This is a genomic window from Dubosiella newyorkensis, from assembly GCF_001945605.1.
Lineage (GTDB): Bacteria > Bacillota_I > Bacilli_A > Erysipelotrichales > Erysipelotrichaceae > Dubosiella > Dubosiella newyorkensis.
This window is the reverse complement of record NZ_MPKA01000052.1, coordinates 14364-33451: the sequence shown is the minus strand read 5'-3', so window position 1 is coordinate 33451 and position 19088 is coordinate 14364. Positions and strand designations below refer to the sequence as shown.

Here is a 19088-nt window from a genome sequence, read left to right as displayed (position 1 = left end):
AAGATCCGGTGGTGACAGAGAAGTGGAAATACCTGTTCCCGTCCCGAACACAGAAGTCAAGCACTCCATCGCCGAAGGTAGTTGGCTTAGCGCCTGCAAGAATAGGACGCTGCCGGTTCTAGAGAAGACCAGAAAGTGTATGCTTTCTGGTCTTTTTTTTTAAACAAAAAGCACTCATCAACTTTTTGGCTTCTGAGTGCTTATTTTATTTTTTTGTATTGAAGTGATCAGGAACGACAACAGCTAAGCCGCCAAGAGCACTTTCTTTCAATTCAATCGGTAATTTTTTTCCTGTCAAATTCATCGTTTGAACGACCATATCGAAGCTCACACGATTTTTCTTCACATTTCTTAAGTATTTTGCCAAACGAGCCGCATCGATCGAACGTTGCGCCGCTACAGCGTTTCGTTCAATGCATGGAATCATCACATATCCACCAACAGGATCACAGGTCAAACCTAAATGGTGCTCCAAACCAATTTCGGCAGCACACTCGATTTGCGCATTCGTCTGTCCTTGCAAATAAGCGATCATGGCTGCTCCCATGGAGCAAGCGGCTCCAACTTCCGCCTGACACCCCGCCTTTGCTCCAGAGATCGTCGCGTTATACTGGATCAGGTTTCCGATCAAACCAGCGACTTTCAAGCCTTTGATCAATTTTTCCTTCGGATACTTCAGATCATAATAATAATGATACAACAAAGCAGGAATGACTCCACAACTTCCCATCGTCGGGGCCGTCACAACAAGACCTCCACTTGCATTTTGCTCACTCGTAGCATACGCGTAACTCGCAAGAAGAAGGGCATTTTGTTCAGATGGTTCATCACAGCTTTTTGCGGATTGGTTGAGCGCGTTAGCGACTCGATCCAGCTTTAAGCTACCAGGAAGAACGCCTGTTTTACTTAATCCTTTTTTAACGGATTTGATCATCGCGCTGAAGATCTGTTTCATATACACATCAAGATCTTTGCCTTCTATAAGATCAACATATTCCTCAAAATTCAAATGATGTTCTTTACAATACGTTTGAATCGCGTCCATAGAATGGAGAGGATAGATTGAATTGGCTTCTAAAGCTTTTTCACCACTCTTAACGATCTTCCCACCTCCAATTGAAATAAACGTTTCCTTTCCTAAGCTTTCATTTTCTTTAAAAGCTTCAAAGACCATCGTATTGGGATGTTCAACAGCGCTTTTATAATCGAATTCGATCTCTACGTTTCTAGGTTTCAATGTTTTGGCAATGATCATATCGGTCAAATGCCCTTTGCCAGTCAAAGCTAAAGATCCATATAAGACGACTTTGAATCGATCGGCCTCTGGATAATTTGTTTTCATGGCTTCGCTTGCCTTCATCGGACCGAAGGTATGGGAAGAACTTGGCCCGGGCCCGATTTTGAATATTTCTTTTATACTTTGCATAATTTTCCTCATTCCTATTATACAAAGAAACAAATTGTTCGGGAGTTGAAAAGAATTTTCATGACTATGAAAATAATGAAAATCTCCCTTGCATTTGTGGAATTCTTTGGGTATCATTATGACATATTATGGGAGGAGAAATCACATATGAAAGGAAACATGTGGAAAGTTCTTGCTGCTGGAACTATGGCATTAACGATGTTGGCCGGATGTAGTAGTTCGAGCACAGGCAAAGAAGAAACCGGAAAAAAGTTGAATGAAGGAGATACCGTAAAGATCGGGCTCAACTTTGAGTTGAGCGGAGACGTATCGAGTTATGGACAAGCCGAACGCAACGCCGCTCAGCTTGCGATCGAACAGTATAATGAAAGAAGCGATACGAAATTCAAAGCGGAAGGTGTCGAAGTCGATGATAAAGGCGACGCGGCCGAAAGTACGACACAAGCAATCAAACTTATTGAAGAAGACGGTGTGGCAGCCATCGTGGGACCTGCTACATCAGGAGCCTCGATCGCGACTTATGAAGTCGCTACGCAAAACAACACCCCAGTTATTTCGCCTAGCGCTACTCAAGTCAATGCGATGATGAATGGCGAGACCCCATACGAATACGCATGGAGAGTTTGTTTCGAAGACTCTTATCAAGGAGCTGCCATGGCAATCTATTCCGCGGATACGCTCAAATGCAAAAAAGCGGCGATCATCAACGAAACAAGCGATTATGGACAAGGTCTCGCGAACCAATTTGAAACGACTTTCAAAGAGCATGGCGGAGAAGTCGTAGCTCATGAGCAATATAATGCAGGCGATACAGATTTCGCTTCTATGCTTACGAAGATCAAAGATTCTGGTTTTGATGTTCTATACATCGCCGGATACTATTCAGAAGCAGGTTTGATCATCAAGCAAGCGCGCGAAGATGGAATCGATTGCCCGATCGTAGGTGCGGACGGATTTGAATCCGAAAAGCTCGTACAGCTTGCCGGCAAGGAAAACTTGAATGAAGTTTGGTATACGACAGCGTATACGACAGTAAATGCTTCCGATGAGTTGAATGCATTCATCGACGCATATACGAAAAAGTATGATCAAGCGCCAAATATGTTCTCTGCTCTTGCGTATGACGCGACAAATCTAGTTCTCGATCAGCTCGAAGCAACTGGAGCAACAGGCGAAGAATTGAATGAAGCGATCAAGAAAGCAAACTTCGAAGGAATCACAGGAAGCTTCACATTTGATGAAAAGACACATACACCGGTTAAGAGCGTAATGGTCGTTAACCAAGTGGATGGCGTTCAAACGGAAGCAACAGAAGTAAAAGTCGATTAATACTTCCGAGAAATGTTCAAGGGGAAAGTGATTTCCCCTTTTTTCAAATTAGAAGGAGAGAAAATAATGAGTCAATTTCTACAACAAATCGTCAATGGCCTCTCATTAGGAAGTATTTACGCGCTGATCGCTCTAGGCTATACGATGGTTTATGGAATCATCAAGCTGATCAACTTCGCCCATGGCGATGTATACATGATCGGTGCTTATACCGCCTTTATCGTAACGACCTATTTTGGATTTAGCTTTTTTCCAGCCTTGATCACCTGTATGGTCGTCTGTGGACTTTTAGGCGTCTTGATCGAACGGATCGCGTACCGTCCTTTAAGACATTCACCAAGGATCACCGCGCTGATCACCGCGATCGGTGTTTCTTATGTGATCGAATACACGACCGCATATTTTATGGGAAGCGAAAAGAGGACCTATCCACAACTACTATCCAATGCCTCTTTTCAATTAGGGCCTATCAAAATTTCTACCCAACAAATCTATATTTTTCTGATCACGATCGTTTTGATGCTTCTACTGCAGTTCATCATTCAAAAAACAAAGATGGGTCGAGCGATGCGCGCGGTAAGCACAGATGAGAACGCCGCTAAATTGATGGGAATCAATGTTGACAATACGATCTCATTTACATTTTTGATCGGTTCCGCTCTTGCAGGGGCGGCAGGTATTCTTGTCGGGATCTACTACAACTCGATCAATCCATTGATGGGAATGGTTCCTGGCTTAAAAGCTTTCGTCGCAGCCGTATTCGGAGGGATCGGAAGCATTCCTGGAGCGATGATCGGTGGGCTGTTTATCGGAATGGCTGAAACGATGGTTATCGCTTATGGAAGCTCGTTATATCGAGACGCGATCGTTTACGCGATCTTGATCATCGTCTTGATCGTAAAGCCAACTGGACTGCTTGGAAAAAATGAAAGAGAAAAGGTATAGCGTATGACTAAAGGGATCTTAAATAAAATCAATTTAATGTGGGTCGCGATCATCGTCGTCCTCTATCTTTTATTGTCTTACATGATGGCAGCAGGAATCATAAACTCCTACTACAAGATCACTTTGTTCAACATGTGCATCAACATCATGCTCGCTGTTTCATTAAACCTTGTAATCGGGATCTGTGGACAATTTTCTTTAGGACATGCCGGCTTTATGTGTATTGGTGCTTATAGCGCTGGAATCATCACGAAGATGATGCCAAATTACGCAGGTCTGATCTTAGGGATCCTTGTCGGTTTTGTCATCTCCACGATCGCCGCTTTGATCGTATCGATCCCAACGCTTCGATTAAAAGGCGATTATCTAGCGATCGCGACTTTAGGATTTTCCGAAATCATCCGTATCCTCGTACAAAATATGAAGATCACGAATGGTGCGGCTGGACTGAGTGGGATCCCCGCTTTGACGACATGGCCTCTTTTGATGCTTGGCGTTGTTTTAACGATCGTCATCTGCTCCAATTTTACGCGTTCCGCTCCAGGAAGAGCTTGTATCGCTGTTCGAGAAGATGAGATCGCCGCGGAAGCGATGGGGATCAACACCACAAAATATAAAGTCATCGCCTTTGTGATCGGCGCCCTTCTCGCCTCTGCAGCTGGCGCTTTGTTCGCATGCAATTTCTATGTGATCAAACCGACCCAGTTTACTTTCAATAAATCGATCGACATCCTCGTCATGGTCGTATTCGGCGGTATGGGAAGCATGACAAGCTCCGTGCTTGCAGCGATCGCGATCGGTCTATTGAATATGGTGCTACAAAACTTCACAGATGCTCGTATGATCATCTATGGGGCGATCTTAGTGATCATGATGATCTTCAAACCGCAAGGTTTGTTTGGCGATCGAGAAATCTCGTTGTCCAAGATCGTTGATAAAGCAAAAGCGAAGAAGGAGGCAAACTGATGGAACCTATTCTTGAAGTCAAAAACCTCACGAGAAACTTTGGAGGGCTTGCGGCCGTTTCGAATGTCTCCATGCAGATCATGCCAGGAGAACTCATCGGCTTGATCGGACCAAACGGGGCGGGCAAGACAACCTTGTTCAACTTATTGACTGGTGTTTATGAACCAAGCGAAGGCTTGATCGAAATGCAAGTCGATGGAAAGCCAAAACAAATCGGAGGCATGAAGCCATATAAGATCACCAACCTTGGCGTGGCGCGTACATTTCAAAATATTCGACTATTCAAATCGATGACGGTTCTAGAAAATGTCGAAGTCGCGATGCAAAGAAACATTCAATATGGAACGATGAGCGCGATCCTTCGTTTGCCTAAGTTTTATTCCGAAGAGCGCTGGATCAAAGAGAAAGCGATCGAATATTTAAAAGATGTTGGCCTCTATCAAAAGAGGAATGAATTGGCGACCAACCTTCCTTATGGAGAACAAAGACGCTTAGAGATCGCCCGAGCTCTCGCTATCCAGCCAAAGATCTTATACTTAGATGAACCTGCCGCAGGAATGAATCCGCAAGAAACAGCCGATCTAACAAAGCTGATCCACGAAATTCGTGAAAAATACCACTTAACGATCATCTTGATCGAACATGATATGTCGCTTGTCATGAATATTTGCGAACGGATCTATGTGCTGGATTATGGAAAGATGATCGCGAACGGGAATCCGGAAGAGATCAAAAACAATGAGTTCGTCATTAAAGCGTACTTAGGAGAGGAGATCTAATATGGCGATGCTTGAAGTAAAAGACCTGCATGTTCATTACGGGATGATCGAAGCCCTAAAAGGGGTTTCTCTCCAAGTTGAAGAAGGCCAGATCGTCTCTTTGATCGGAGCGAACGGGGCAGGGAAAACAACTCTTTTACAGTCGATCAGCGGAATCGTTAAAAAAAGCAGCGGCGACGTTCACTTTATCGGAAAAGATATTTATAAGGAGTCGCCTCAAAAAATCGTAGCTGATGGACTGACGCAAGTTCCAGAAGGAAGACGTATCTTTGCGGGAATGAGCGTGTATGAAAATTTAATTTTAGGCGCCTATTTAAGGAAAGATAAAAAAGAGATCCAGGAAGATCTTCAAAAAGTCTATCAGCAGTTTCCGATCCTAGAACAAAGAAAGAACCAAGACGCCTCGACTCTTTCAGGCGGAGAACAGCAGATGCTCGCGATGGGCCGTGCTCTTATGGCGCGCCCTAAATTGCTTCTGCTAGACGAGCCGAGCATGGGATTGGCGCCAATTTTAGTCAAAGAAATATTTTCGATCATCCAAGAAATCAATAAAACGGGAACTACGATCTTGCTTGTCGAACAAAACGCCAAAATGGCTTTGTCAATTGCCGACTATGCCTATGTTTTAGAAACCGGAAATGTCGTTTTGAGCGGTACTGGAAAAGATCTGATCGAATCAGAAGATATTCAAAAAGCATATTTAGGAGGATAGAATGTTTCAAGTTAAAGATTTTATGACCAAAGATGTCATAACTTGCGCGCCAGATGATAAGATTTCTTATATCATCGATGCGATGAAGTCGAAGAATATTCATCGGCTTCCAGTCGTAGATGCAAACCACAAGCTCGTTGGTATCATTACAGAAGGAATGATCGCGGGCGCGGATAATTCGGCGACGTCGCTTTCGATCTATGAACTCAATTACTTGTTGTCCAAGACACAAGTCAGCACGCTGATGATCAAAAATGTGATCTCGATCGAAGAAGATCAGCTCATGGAAGAAGCCGCTCAAAAGATGCTTCAAAACGACATTGGATGCTTGCCAGTGATCGATGCCAATAAAAAAGTAGTCGGCATCTTGACCCAGAATGATATTTTCAAAAGCTTCCTCAACGTATTGGGATGGGAAAAAGAAGGATCGCGGATCACGCTCGAAGCCAAAGACGAAATTGGGATGCTCGAGAAGATCGCGAATATCTTCGCCAATCACCGTATCAATATTTATAATATTGGAGTCTATGAATCCAAAGATGGGATTGCAAGAATGGTCATTCGCAGCGACGCGCAAGATATCGATGAAATGCGCAACGCGTTGAACGACGCAGGATTCAATGTATTGAAAGCCGTTCATATCGCTTAAAAAAACGAGGGAATATCAACCCTCGTTTTTATATGTATTTAGGTCAGTAGGGAAAGGAACCTCTTTTAATTGGCCATACTCGCTTGCTTGAAGTTCGACTTTGATCGATGTATCGATTTGATGTTTGTTGATCGACTGTTTTGCCTTGATATCCATGCTCAGCGAATCGATCCGATCGTCCTGGATCTTCGCTTTCAGCTTTGCGCGCTCGATCGATACTGATCCATAGGAGTCGAGCATATTCGAAAGAAGGGTCTTATCGATATCGAAGGAATATGTATCGCCTTCGACTTTGGCGTTCGTCAGCCATTCTTTCTTTTGCGTATCGTTCAGATCTAGAAATGGATCCATACTTCCGAGCTTAGAATCTTTGGCCAATCCGATCTTTTCCACCGAACTGCTCGTCTTCGTGCCAAGCGAATTCAAATATGTTTTGCCATCTTTGATATAAAAATCTAAGAAGTTGGGTTGAGTATTTCCATTCGCTTCCAGTCCAGTCGTGATCGCGAGCTTAAGATCGTTTGTTTGATCGTAATATAGATCGAGCGTGATTTCAGAAGGCTCATCGCTATCCATCAAGATCGAGCCCGCGATCCGTCCGCTTTTTTCCTCCATCGTATTGTGCAGCGCATTGAAAAATTGTATCGAAGCATTTTTGTCTTCATTCTTTGAGCAAGCAGTTAGCCCAAGAATCAGAAACAATGATACTATTAGAGCAGAAATCTTTTTCATGGCAATCTCCTTTTTTGCCATTGTAAAAGGAATATAGGCAGATGTCAAAGAAAGGAACCGAGCAAATGGTACTTATATATTATGGAAAAGATACAGCGTTAAAAGAAAAGATCAACACCGTTCTTGATCGGATGCATGTCAACTATATTGAACTAGGACAAAACGATTTGAGCAAAAAGCTCAAAGATCTCGTTCAAAAAGAAGAACACGCGCTCGATTTAGAAGGAAATTCGCAAATTTTCATGTATTTCTACGATGAAAAAGTCGACACGATCACCAAGATCGACAACGCTTTAAAAGAAGAAGGCATCTTTGTGCGTCACAAAGCTGTAACAACGCCTACCAATCTGGAATGGACTTTGCAGGAACTCATTTCCCACATTGAAGCGGAAGCCTCTTATTTTCAAAAACGCGAGAAGCTTCGTTCTCTCGTATCCAATCCGGATCTAGTGAAAGTTTCCCAAGATCCTAAGTATCGCAATCTTATGAGTATGTGTTATGAACTCTTAGAAGAAAACGACGTACCTGAAAAAATGCTGGATACCGCCATCGCGTTAATTGAACATTATCCAGAAGCGTGATTCTCCGCTTCTGTTTTTTTATATCTATGGTAAGGTAAAGAAATGGAAAAGATTACACTAGGAATATTGGCCCATGTCGATGCAGGCAAAACGACACTGATCGAAAGCATGCTCTACGAAAGCCATCAAATCAAAAAACAAGGAAGAGTCGACCATCAAGACGCTTTCCTCGACTATGATCCACAAGAAAGGGAAAGAGGGATCACGATCTTTGCGAAACAAGCCAAATTCAAGTGGAAAGATCATGAAATCTTCGTGATCGATACACCAGGACATGTCGATTTTTCAGCCTCAATGGAACAAGTCCTTAGCGTGCTTGATGTCGCCATCGTTTTGATCAGCGCCCAGGACGGTATCCAATCGCATACGGAAACGATCTGGAAATGCTTGAAAGAATATGAGATCCCCACATTGATCTTCGTCAATAAGATGGATATCGCTTATCGAAACAAAGAAGAGATCTTAGAGGAAGTCGTAAGCAAGCTCGATCCCAACAGTATCGATCAAGCCGACAAGGATCGGGAAGAAATGATCGCGATGTGCGAGGACAAAGCGCTCGAAGAATACCTCCAACAAGGCTCTTTGTCCTCGGAAACGATTCAAAGACTCTTTTTGACTCGACGCTTTTTTCCGACCTTTTTTGGGAGCGCCCTGAAAAATGAAGGCGTCGATCCGCTGCTCGACTCTCTTTGCGCCCTCGTTGGGCAAAAAGAATTTTCCCAAGAATTTGGAGCCCGTATTTTCAAGATCCAAGAAGATGGAAGCGCTCTAGCCAAGATCACGGGCGGAACGCTGAAAGCCAAAGAGATCGTCAATGAAATCAAGATCGATCAGATCCGCAGCTTCAATGGACAAAAGTATACGCTTCTACAAGAAGCGAATGCGGGAGATATTGTCGCCCTCAAAGCCGATACCGATTGGAAAGTCGGAGATGGCCTCGGTTATGAAACAGCCCAACAAGAACGTCTGCTGGCCTCCTTTTTGACGTATGAGCTGCTATTACCTGAAGAAGTCGATGCTTTGCAGCTCTGGCCTTATTGCCAGCAATTAGCAAAAGAAGATCCGAGCTTGCAGCTTGACTATCATGAAAGGAGCAAAAAGATCACCCTCCGATTGCGGGGCGATGTTCAAAAAGAGGTCCTGCAAAAGATGATCTTAGAAAAAACAGGCATCTTGATCGGTTTTTCGCAAGGAAGCGTCGTTTATAAAGAGACGATCGGGAAACAAGAATATGGAGTGGGACATTTTGAACCTCTCCGTCATTATGCGGAAGTGCATGTTCTCCTTGATCCTTTGCCAGCAGGATCAGGCGTCGTTGTCTGCAATGGAAACCGCATCGAATCGTTGTCTTTAGGCTGGCAACAACAAATCATGAACGCTTTGAACCAAAGACAATATGGGGTGTTGACGGGATCGGAATTAACGGACGTGCAGATCACATTGATCGCAGGACAAGGGAATTTGAAACATACGTCGGCTGCCGACTTTCGTCAAGCCGCCCATCGCGCCGTGCGTCAAGCTTTGCGCAAAGGGAAATCGATCTTATTAGAACCTTATTACACATTTAAGATCGAGGTTCCATCTCAAAGCCTTTCTAAGGTGCTCTATGAATTGGAACAAAGAAATGCGAGCTTCGAGATCTTAGAGACAGAAGAAGATATGAGCACGATCCAAGGGAGCGGCGCCATTCGTTTGTTGATGAACTTTCAATCGGAGCTTTCCGCCCTGAGCAAAGGAAGAGGAAAGATCGCGTTCATCAAGAGCGTTTATGCGCCAAGCCAAGATACAGAATCGATCGTGAAAACGATCCAATACGATCCTGAGGCGGATCTCAAGCATCCGACTGGCTCGATTTTCTGCAAACAAGGGGCCGGGTATTATGTTCCTTACGACGAGGTCGAAGAAAAAATGCATCTTCATCCTCTCGATACAGAGTCGAGCCATTCTTATGAAAGAGTGCGTTATCACGTATCGGATGAGGAAGCGAAGCGCGCATTTGAAAGAACGCTTTCAAAAAAGAAAGAGAAACCAAAGGCGAAAAAACCAAAAGTCAAGCAAGAACTGGATCATGAAGAAATCAAGATCCAGCCTAAAAAGCCAGAGCTTCTCGTGATCGATGGCTATAATATGATCTATAGCTGGAATTCGCTGAAAGATCTTGCTAAAGCGGATTATAACGCCGCTAGGGAGCGTTTGATCGACCAAATCGTCAATTATCAAGGATATAAGGATATCGATGTCTATCTTGTCTTTGATGCGTATCGTCGCAAACAAGGGGAGGGACGCAACGAAACGCGTCATAAAACGAAGATCATCTATACGAGATATGGAGAAAATGCGGATTCTTATATTGAACGTCTAGTCCATGATCTAAAGAGTCATTATTCGATCAGTGTGGCGACTTCGGATGGGCTGATCCAGAATTCGATCTTGGCAAGTGGCGCCAATCGGATCTCCGCAAGAGAATTAGAAGGGAAAGTGATGGGAGTCAACGCGATCGCGCTCTCTCATCTTAAATAAGATCATTATGGTAATTCTATTGTTCTTTATATTATGTATTTTATTTTCGATCGTCAGCTTATACTTCATCACGATGAAAAACACGAAGCTTACTGTGCTGTTTTTATGTCTTTCGTTCTTGATGTTGATGCTCGCGATCGCGAATCCATTTTAAAAAGAGATAGTATACTCGATTCATTCAAAAAAATCAATAATCAGAGTTGACAGACTTGAATCTCATTGATAATATAATAAATTGCAAAATAGTCTGTATTCTTAGTGACTAGGAAGGCAGACCACACGAAAGGATGGCGTTCATGGACAGCAACAAAGCGTATCGCACAGTTTCTTGCGGAAACAAATCCTCCAGGCGAGACTACTCAAAAGTAAGTGGAAACCTCGAATTACCGAATCTTGTCGAGATCCAGACAGATTCGTTCGAATGGTTCACAAAACATGGAATCCAGGAAGTATTTGAAGAAATATATCCTATTGAAAACTACGGTAAGAATATTAAATTAAACTTCGTGCGTTTTTATTTCGACGAGCCGAAATACAATGCCGAAGAATCAATGTATAGAGAATGCAACTATGCAGCTCCGCTCTATGCGGAAATGGAATTAGAGATCACGGATCCGGATACCGGAGAAGTGCGTACAAAAAGCGAAGAAGTTTACTTAGGCGACTTCCCTTTGATGACAGACACCGGTACTTTTATCATCAATGGTGCGGAGCGTGTTATCGTTTCTCAGATCGTTCGTTCTCCTGGAGCTTACTTTTCGGAAGCGTATGACGAAAAAACAGGAAAGCAGAACTATAACTGTGAATTGATCCCAAGCCGTGGTACTTGGCTTGAGTTCATGACTGAACAAAAGAAAACGATGAGCGGAAGAACGATCAATGTTTCGATCGACCGCCGCCGTAAGATCCTTTTCTCGATCTTCTTCAAAGCTTTAGGAATGTCTTTTGGCTTGGAAAAGAACGAGGATGCTTTCGATACGAAAGATCTTGAAACATTCCTTCACGCTTTAGGCCGGCAGCTTCAAGATGTGCCGGAAGACGAGGAAAACAGAGAATACATGAACTTGTATTTGATGTTGTATAACGCGTTCTTTGGAAAATACGAAGAAATTGAAAACACGTTGTTGAACGATAAAGTCAAAACGACAGAAGAAGCGCTTCTTTCTTTTTATGAAAACCAAAGAAGCGACGAGATCCCAACGCTTGATGGTTCGATCACTTTGATGCAAGCGAAGTTTTTCGATCATCGCCGTTATGATCTCACGAAGGCTGGACGTTATAAGCTGCAGAAAAAACTCAACGCGTATGCTCGAATGATGAACAACACGTTGGCTACGGATATCGTGGATATTGATGGCAATGTGGTGATGGAGCAAGGCCTTCATATCCATCGGGACGAGAGAAACCAATTGAAGGAGATCCTCTCGAAAGGAGGATATATGGTTCCTTATCCTTTCCGTTCCGAGTTCCATGAAAAGGATATCGTGACGATCCCGACAAGCTATAATGCAGGTCTTGTAGGTCGTGTCCTTGCCAAAGATGTCGATGTGTTCGGAACATTGTTCGAAGAAGGCACTGTCTTGACCCAGCAAGATGTCGACAAGCTCAAAGAGCATGTGGAAAAAGTCAAGATCTATGCGGGTATCGTCGCTAAGCCAGTTACGCTCAACGAAGAAAACTTCAATGCGGTGATGAACTATGGACAGCGTTTGTTCGCGATGGGTCGGATCACGAACGCGGATGGACAAGATGTGATCGATCATGAAATGGAATTGATCGTTCCTCGCTATCAAGTGGGGGTAAGTCCAGATCGCATCGACGACGCGAACCAGCTCGCTCTTCACCAAAAGCTTGGCGAACAAGAAGTGAATGTTTGGCTCATTGGCGCGGCTTGTCAAGAAGTCAAGGTCGTCGATAAAGATGAGCAGATCGTCAAGATCGTCGGCAATGATCCATTCGCTAACCGGCATACTGTTACGATCGCCGATATTTATGCATTCTTTGGCTATGACTTGAATGTCATGGATGGAATTGGCGAAACAGACGATATCGATATGCTTGGCAATCGTCGGATCCGTTCGGTGGGCGAATTGATCCAAAACCAGTTTAGGATCGGTCTTAGCCGGATGGAGCGGGTCGTCAAAGAAAGAATGTCGATCCAAGAACTCGATAATCTAACGCCAAGAAAATTGACGAACATTCGACCGTTGACAGCGGCGATCAAAGAGTTCTTCTCTTCTTCGCAGCTTTCTCAATTCATGGACCAGCAAAACCCATTGGCCGAGTTGACCAATAAGCGTCGTATTTCGGCATTGGGGCCTGGTGGACTTTCTAGGGAACGTGCCGGATTCGAGGTGCGTGACGTTCACTCTTCGCACTATGGCCGTATTTGTCCGATCGAGACGCCAGAAGGACCGAACATCGGGCTGATCTCCAACTTGACGACTTATGCCAAGATCAATGAGTATGGCTTTATCCAAACGCCATATCGGATCGTAAACAAAGATGGCACGGTTCAGGAAAAGGCGATCTATCTTTCTGCGGATGAAGAGGCGGATTATGTCATCGCCCAGGCCAACGAGGTCCGGGATGGACGTTTGATCAATGAACGCGTGGTCGCCCGTAAAAATGGCGATACGATCATCGCGAATCGCGAAGATGTCGAATTGGCGGACGTCTCTCCAAAGCAGATCGTCTCTGTGGCCACGGCGTGTGTCCCTTTCCTTGAAAACGATGATGCTTCTCGTGCCTTGATGGGTGCCAACATGCAGCGTCAAGCGGTACCTTTGTTGACGCCACATTCTCCATATGTTGGAACGGGAATCGAATATAAGATCGCGAAAGATTCTGGTGTTGGTATCGTTTCGAAGCAAGACGGGGTAATCTCGTATGTGGATTCGTTGCGGATCGTCGTGACAGATAAGGAAGGCGAAGCGCATACATATCAGCTTCGTAAGTTCGCTCGAAGCAACGCTTCGACATCGATCAACCAAAAACCGATCGTTAAACTGGGCGAAGAAGTCAAAGTGGGAGACATTTTGGCGGATGGTCCAAGTATGGAAAATGGCGAGCTCGCGCTTGGTCAAAACGTGACGATCGCTTACATGACTTGGTATGGATATAACTATGAGGATGCCATCATCATGTCAGAGCGCATGGTTTCGGATGATGTATATACTTCGATTCATATCGAAGAATATGATATCGACTGCCGGGATACGAAGCTTGGTCCAGAAGAGATCACGCGCGACATTCCTAACGTTGGAGAAAACGCGGTTCGCAAGTTGGACAAAGATGGTATCATCATGGTCGGCGCGGAAGTAAAAGAAGGCGATATTCTCGTAGGTAAAGTAACGCCAAAAGGACAATCGGAAGTTTCTCCAGAAGAAAAGCTCTTGTTGGCGATCTTTGGCGAGAAGTCGCGTGAAGTCCGCGATAATTCTTTGAAGGTTCCGCATGGTGGTGCTGGAATCGTGCATTCGATCCGTAAATTCAAACGCGGAGAAGGGGCTGACCTTCCTCCTGGAGTCAATGAGCGGATCAAAGTGTATATCGTTCAAAAGCGTAAGATTTCCGAGGGTGACAAGATGTCTGGTCGTCACGGAAATAAAGGTGTCATTTCGAAGATCCTTCCTGTGGAAGATATGCCATTCATGCAGGATGGAACGGCGATCGATATCATCTTGAATCCATTTGGCGTGCCTTCGCGTATGAATATCGGACAAATCTTAGAGATCCATCTTGGTTATGCGGCGAAGAAGCTTGATCAAAAGTTCGCGACTCCAGTATTCGATGGTGTCTCCAATGAAGAGCTGGCCGCGATCATGGAAGAAGCGAAAATGACGAAGGATGGTAAACAAGTGCTTCGTGATGGTCAGACGGGTCTTCCTTTCGATGAGCGGATCAGCGTTGGTGTCATGTATATGATCAAGCTGGCGCACATGGTTGACGATAAGCTGCACGCGCGCGCGACGGGACCATATTCGCTTGTTACCCAACAGCCTCTTGGTGGTAAAGCGCAAAATGGTGGTCAAAGATTTGGTGAGATGGAGGTCTGGGCTTTGGAAGCTTATGGCGCCAGCCATACTTTGCAGGAGATCTTGACGATCAAGTCGGATGATATCCAGGGTCGTATCAAAACGTATGAAGCGATCATTAAAGGAAAGGATATTCCTGAGCCAGGGATTCCTGAATCGTTCCGCGTGTTGATGCATGAGCTTCAAGGGCTTGCGATCGATGTGCGTCTTCTTGATGAGAATGGCAACGAGGTCGACATCACCAATGAAGAGGATGAGCATATCAGCCATGAGCACGAGGTGTTCGAGGCGCCAGCAAACGAGCGACTTGAAAATGATATCGAGCCGAAAGAAGATCATATTGAAGAAGAAGATATAGTCGACGGTCAGATCATTCAAGACGATCCTGTCGATGAAGAAATAGATGCAACAGAAACAGTAGAAGAGGAGGCTTAAACACTAGATGAGTATCAATAACTTTGCCTCAATTCAGGTCCAGCTTGCGAGTCCTGAAACGATTTTGAAATGGTCACATGGAGAAGTGACGAAGCCTGAAACGATCAACTATCGTTCTCAGAAAGCGGAAAAAGACGGTTTGTTCTGCGAGCGGATCTTTGGACCGACAAAAGACTGGGAATGTGCTTGCGGAAAGTACAAGAAAGTTCGTTTTAAAGGTGTCGTTTGTGATCGTTGTGGTGTAGAGATCACAAAATCGAGCGTACGGCGCGAAAGAATGGGTCATATCCATTTGGCAGCGCCTGTCGCTCATATTTGGTATTTGCGCGGTATTCCTAGCCGGATGGCTCTTCTTTTAGATGTCACTCCAAAACAGCTGGAAGAAGTCGTATACTTTGTCAGCTATATCGTCACAGATCCGAAGGATTCGGATCTTGCTTACAAGCAGATCCTTTCGGAGCGTGAATATCGGGAAAACTTGGCGAAATTTGGTCCAAATGGCTTTACGGCGCAAACGGGCGCGGAAGCGGTCCTTCGTCTACTCAAAGATGTAGATCTTGAAAAAGAGTACGAGGAAGTGCAGTCGGCTCTTGAGAAAGCGCAAGGAGAAAAGCGCAAAAAGCTCATCAAGCGTTTGGATACGATCAATGCGTTCCGTCATTCGGATAATAAGCCGGAATGGATGATCTTGACGAATATTCCAGTAATACCACCTGATCTTCGTCCTATGCTTCAATTGGATGGAGGCCGTTTTGCGACGAGCGATCTGAATGATCTGTATCGTCGTGTCATTACTCGAAACAATCGTCTTCATAAGCTTTTGGAGTTGGGTACGCCGAATATTATCGTTCAAAACGAGAAGCGTATGCTTCAGGAGGCTGTGGATGCTTTGATCGACAATGGACGTCGTTCTAAGCCGATCACGGGCGCGGGCGGACGCGCGCTAAAATCGCTTTCTCACTCTTTGAAAGGAAAGCAAGGTCGTTTCCGTCAGAATTTGTTGGGGAAGCGTGTCGATTTTTCGGGTCGTTCCGTTATTGCGGTCGGACCGGATCTGAAGATGTATCAGTGCGGTATTCCGCGTGAGATGGCGATCAACTTATTCAATCCGTTCATCATCAACGAGATCGTGAATCAAGGGTTGGCGGCCAATCCTAAGAATGCGGAAAAGCTCATCGAGCGAAGAGATCCTCGGATCTGGGATGTGGTAGAAAAGGTCATTGAAGGCTATCCTGTATTGATGAACCGTGCGCCTACATTGCATAGATTGGGTATTCAAGCGTTCTTGCCTAAGCTTGTCGAGGGTAGAGCGATGCGTTTGCATCCGCTTGTATGTACAGCGTTCAATGCGGATTTTGATGGTGATCAGATGGCGATCCACGTTCCTCTTGGAGAAGAGGCTCGAGCGGAAGCGTTGATCATGATGCTGGGTTCGCACAATATCTTGGGTCCAAAAGATGGAAAACCTATCGTTACGCCTGGGCAGGACATGGTCATGGGAAACTTCTATTTGACGATGGAAGAGACGAAGGAAGAGCTTTTGGAAGAGTCGAAGCGCTATGAGAGCACGAACAATCCTTTGGAGGCTGCAAACTGGAAGAAGTTCGCAGAAAACGAAGGAAACGTGTATGCCAATGAGGAAGAGGTCAAGTTGGCTTATCAAATTGGGCAAGTGCACTTGCATTCTCGGATCGCTGTGCCTGTAAAAGGATTCAAAAAGACTTCATTTGGGGATGAACACGCGAATGATTATTTAGCGACGACGGTTGGTAAGATCATTTTCAATGGAATGTTCCCAGCGGATTTTCCGTATTTGAATGAGGTGAGCAGCGAAAACTTCAAGCATACACCGGATAAATATTTCATCAAGCCGGGTCAAAATATCAAAAAGTTTATTGAAGAGCTTCCGATCACGCCTGCTTTCAAGAAGAAAGATCTTGGTAGTATCATCGCGGAAGTGTTCAAACGGTATTCTGTGGATGAAACGGCTGAAACCCTTGACCAGATCAAGTCTTTGGGATTTAAGTATTCGACGACGGCTGGAATTACGGTTGCGCTTTCGGATATCGAGGTCGCTCCAAATAAGGAGATGCACGTCGATGAAGGTCGTAAGAAGGCGGAAGCTCTGAAGAAGATGCAGCAAAAAGGTTTGTTGACGTTGCCTGAATGGGAGTCGCGTCTGAATAAGATGTGGGATAATGTCAAGGATGGTATCGCGGATGAATTGATGGCGAACATGCCTCGTAAGAATCCAATCTTCATGATGTCGGAGTCGGGTGCTCGTGGTAACAAGCAGAACTTTACGCAGCTTGCGGGTATGCGTGGTTTGATGGCTCGTCCTGGGCATGGTAAGTCGCGTTATGGGGAGTTTGTTCCTTCGATCATCGAGGTCCCTATTTATTCTTGTTTCCGTGAAGGTCTGAATGTGTCGGAATTCTTTATTTCTACGCATGGTGTGCGTAAAGGTTTGACGGATACGGCGCTGAAGACGGCTGAGTCTGGTTACTTGACGCGTCGTCTAGTCGATGTGGCGCAAGATGTCATCATCAAAGAGGACGATTGTGGCACGGATAAAGGATATTGGGTCGAAACTTTGATCGATCGTAAGACGAACACGGTCATTGAAGAGTTGAAGGATCGTTTGGTTGGTCGTTATTCGAAGCAGGATGTCGTAAATCCTGAGACGGGTGAGTTGATCATCGCGAGCGATGAATATATTACGGATCAGATCGCGCAAGATATCGTGGATGCCGGAATAACGGGTATGTATATTCGTTCTCCATTTACTTGCAAGTCGAGCATGGGTATTTGTCGTAAGTGTTATGGCAAGAACATGGCGACTGGTAAAGATGTCGAGGTCGGCGAGGCTGTCGGTATCATGGCGGCTCAATCGATCGGTGAGCCAGGTACGCAGTTGACGATGCGTACGTTCCATACAGGTGGTGTGGCTGGTTCTGGTACGGGTGATATCACGCAAGGTCTTCCTCGTGTCGAGGAGTTGTTTGAGGCGCGTCATCCGAAGGGTGTTGCGGTCATCGCGCAAATTTCGGGTGAGATCACTTCGATCGAGCGTATCGATGGTACGATGCGTCAAGAGGTCATCATCACGAATGAGCACGAGAGCGTGGCACATAAATTGAATGCGAACCAGTCGCTTCGTCCTTGGATCACGGTGGGCGCCACGATCGAGGCTGGTCAAGCGATCACGGAGGGTCCTTTGGATCCGAAAGAGCTTTTGAGTGTTGCGGGTGTCCGCGAGGTTCAAGATTATATTTTGAAAGAAGTCAAGAAAGTATATCAATCGCAAGGTATCGAGATTTCTGACAAGCACTTGGAAGTTATGATCAAGCAGATGATGAAGAAGGTCATCGTGATCGACAGTGGCGATACGGATTTGAATGTGGGTGTTCAGCTTTCTTTGAACAACATTACGAAGATCAACCGCGACGCGTTATTACAAGGGAAGACGCCGGCGACGTTCAAGCCTGTTCTTCTTGGTATTTCGAAAGCTTCTGTCGAGACGGATTCGTTCTTGTCGGCCGCTTCGTTCCAGGAAACGACAAAGGTATTGACGGACGCGACGATCAAAGGCAAAGTGGATCATCTTGTTGGTTTGAAAGAGAATGTCATTATTGGTAAGCTAATTCCGGCTGGCACGGGAGTGAAGGGCGATCGTCCTCAGAACTTGATCGTGGCAGCGAAGGCGAAGGAGCTTCGTGACAAGCGTCTTTCGAGAATGCGTGAGGTTCATGACGACGCGTTTGATGAAATCGCGAAGGGTTCTTCTATGGAGAAGCAAGTCCTTCCGGTAATGGATGATTCTCTTTCAATCGTAGAGGAAGATCAAGCGTCGGAAGATTTGTTCAATCAATCTCTAGAAGTTCTTTCTGAAGAATAATAATTAAAAGAAGTAAGAGAAGTTGGATCATGTGATCGACTTCTCTTTTCTTTTTTATTGATGATGGAAATAGAGAATA

Annotated in this window: 13 protein-coding genes and 1 rRNA gene; 12 read left to right on the top strand and 2 right to left on the bottom strand. The window is 45.0% G+C overall.

Translation table 11 applies throughout. From position 1 onward, the window contains the following. Positions 1-4: 4 nt before the first annotated feature. A 5S ribosomal RNA gene (gene rrf, locus BO225_RS03285) occupies positions 5-118 on the top strand. An 87-nt stretch (positions 119-205) separates the two neighbouring features. On the opposite strand, the gene BO225_RS03280 is transcribed toward rrf, so the two are convergent. Beyond that, positions 206-1426 carry an L-serine ammonia-lyase, iron-sulfur-dependent, subunit alpha gene (locus BO225_RS03280; RefSeq protein WP_076340851.1) on the bottom strand — a complete coding sequence of 407 codons (1221 nt, stop codon included), beginning with the start codon at positions 1424-1426 and terminating at the stop codon, positions 206-208. A 147-nt stretch (positions 1427-1573) separates the two neighbouring features. Between BO225_RS03280 and BO225_RS03275 the strand changes: the two genes are divergently transcribed. The 6 genes from BO225_RS03275 to BO225_RS03250 all read left to right on the top strand — a co-directional run bounded on the left by BO225_RS03275 (position 1574) and on the right by BO225_RS03250 (position 6806). After that, positions 1574-2755, top strand: coding sequence for an ABC transporter substrate-binding protein (locus tag BO225_RS03275; protein WP_083632060.1), 1182 nt, complete (start codon positions 1574-1576; stop codon positions 2753-2755). Between the two features lie 66 nt (positions 2756-2821). Further along, positions 2822-3700 (top strand): branched-chain amino acid ABC transporter permease, encoded by an 879-nt coding sequence (locus BO225_RS03270; protein ID WP_076340850.1) that lies wholly within the window; start codon positions 2822-2824, stop codon positions 3698-3700. Between the two features lie 3 nt (positions 3701-3703). After that, positions 3704-4666 carry a branched-chain amino acid ABC transporter permease gene (locus BO225_RS03265; RefSeq protein WP_076340849.1) on the top strand — a complete coding sequence of 321 codons (963 nt, stop codon included), beginning with the start codon at positions 3704-3706 and terminating at the stop codon, positions 4664-4666. Next, positions 4666-5445 carry an ABC transporter ATP-binding protein gene (locus BO225_RS03260; RefSeq protein WP_076340848.1) on the top strand — a complete coding sequence of 260 codons (780 nt, stop codon included), beginning with the start codon at positions 4666-4668 and terminating at the stop codon, positions 5443-5445. The genes BO225_RS03265 and BO225_RS03260 overlap by 1 nt, the downstream gene beginning before the upstream one ends. Before the next feature lie 7 nt (positions 5446-5452). After that, positions 5453-6157 (top strand): ABC transporter ATP-binding protein, encoded by a 705-nt coding sequence (locus tag BO225_RS03255; protein ID WP_076340854.1) that lies wholly within the window; start codon positions 5453-5455, stop codon positions 6155-6157. 1 nt (position 6158) lies between these two features. Continuing rightward, complete coding sequence (locus BO225_RS03250; protein WP_076340847.1) at positions 6159-6806, top strand: CBS and ACT domain-containing protein; 648 nt, start codon at positions 6159-6161, stop codon at positions 6804-6806. A gap of 15 nt (positions 6807-6821) precedes the next feature. Here the strand turns inward: BO225_RS03250 and BO225_RS03245 are convergent, their stop codons facing one another. Beyond that, complete coding sequence (locus BO225_RS03245) at positions 6822-7538, bottom strand: hypothetical protein (protein WP_076340846.1); 717 nt, start codon at positions 7536-7538, stop codon at positions 6822-6824. Positions 7539-7603: 65 nt separating this feature from the next. On the opposite strand from BO225_RS03245, the gene BO225_RS03240 reads away from it, so the two are divergent. From BO225_RS03240 to rpoC, 5 genes are all read left to right on the top strand, one after another. Beyond that, positions 7604-8119, top strand: a complete 516-nt coding sequence (locus tag BO225_RS03240) for a DUF3783 domain-containing protein (RefSeq protein ID WP_158023780.1) — start codon at positions 7604-7606, stop codon at positions 8117-8119. Positions 8120-8161: 42 nt separating this feature from the next. After that, positions 8162-10639: an NYN domain-containing protein gene (locus tag BO225_RS03235; RefSeq protein WP_076340844.1), complete on the top strand. Its 2478-nt coding sequence runs from the start codon at positions 8162-8164 to the stop codon at positions 10637-10639. A 7-nt stretch (positions 10640-10646) separates the two neighbouring features. After that, positions 10647-10793, top strand: a complete 147-nt coding sequence (locus BO225_RS12300; RefSeq protein WP_158023779.1) for a hypothetical protein — start codon at positions 10647-10649, stop codon at positions 10791-10793. A gap of 142 nt (positions 10794-10935) precedes the next feature. After that, the gene (gene rpoB / locus BO225_RS03230; RefSeq protein ID WP_076340853.1) at positions 10936-15111 is read left to right on the top strand and encodes a DNA-directed RNA polymerase subunit beta; all 4176 of its coding nucleotides are present in this window, start codon (positions 10936-10938) and stop codon (positions 15109-15111) included. Between the two features lie 7 nt (positions 15112-15118). Then, positions 15119-19009, top strand: a complete 3891-nt coding sequence (gene rpoC / locus BO225_RS03225; protein ID WP_076340843.1) for a DNA-directed RNA polymerase subunit beta' — start codon at positions 15119-15121, stop codon at positions 19007-19009. Positions 19010-19088: the final 79 nt, after the last annotated feature.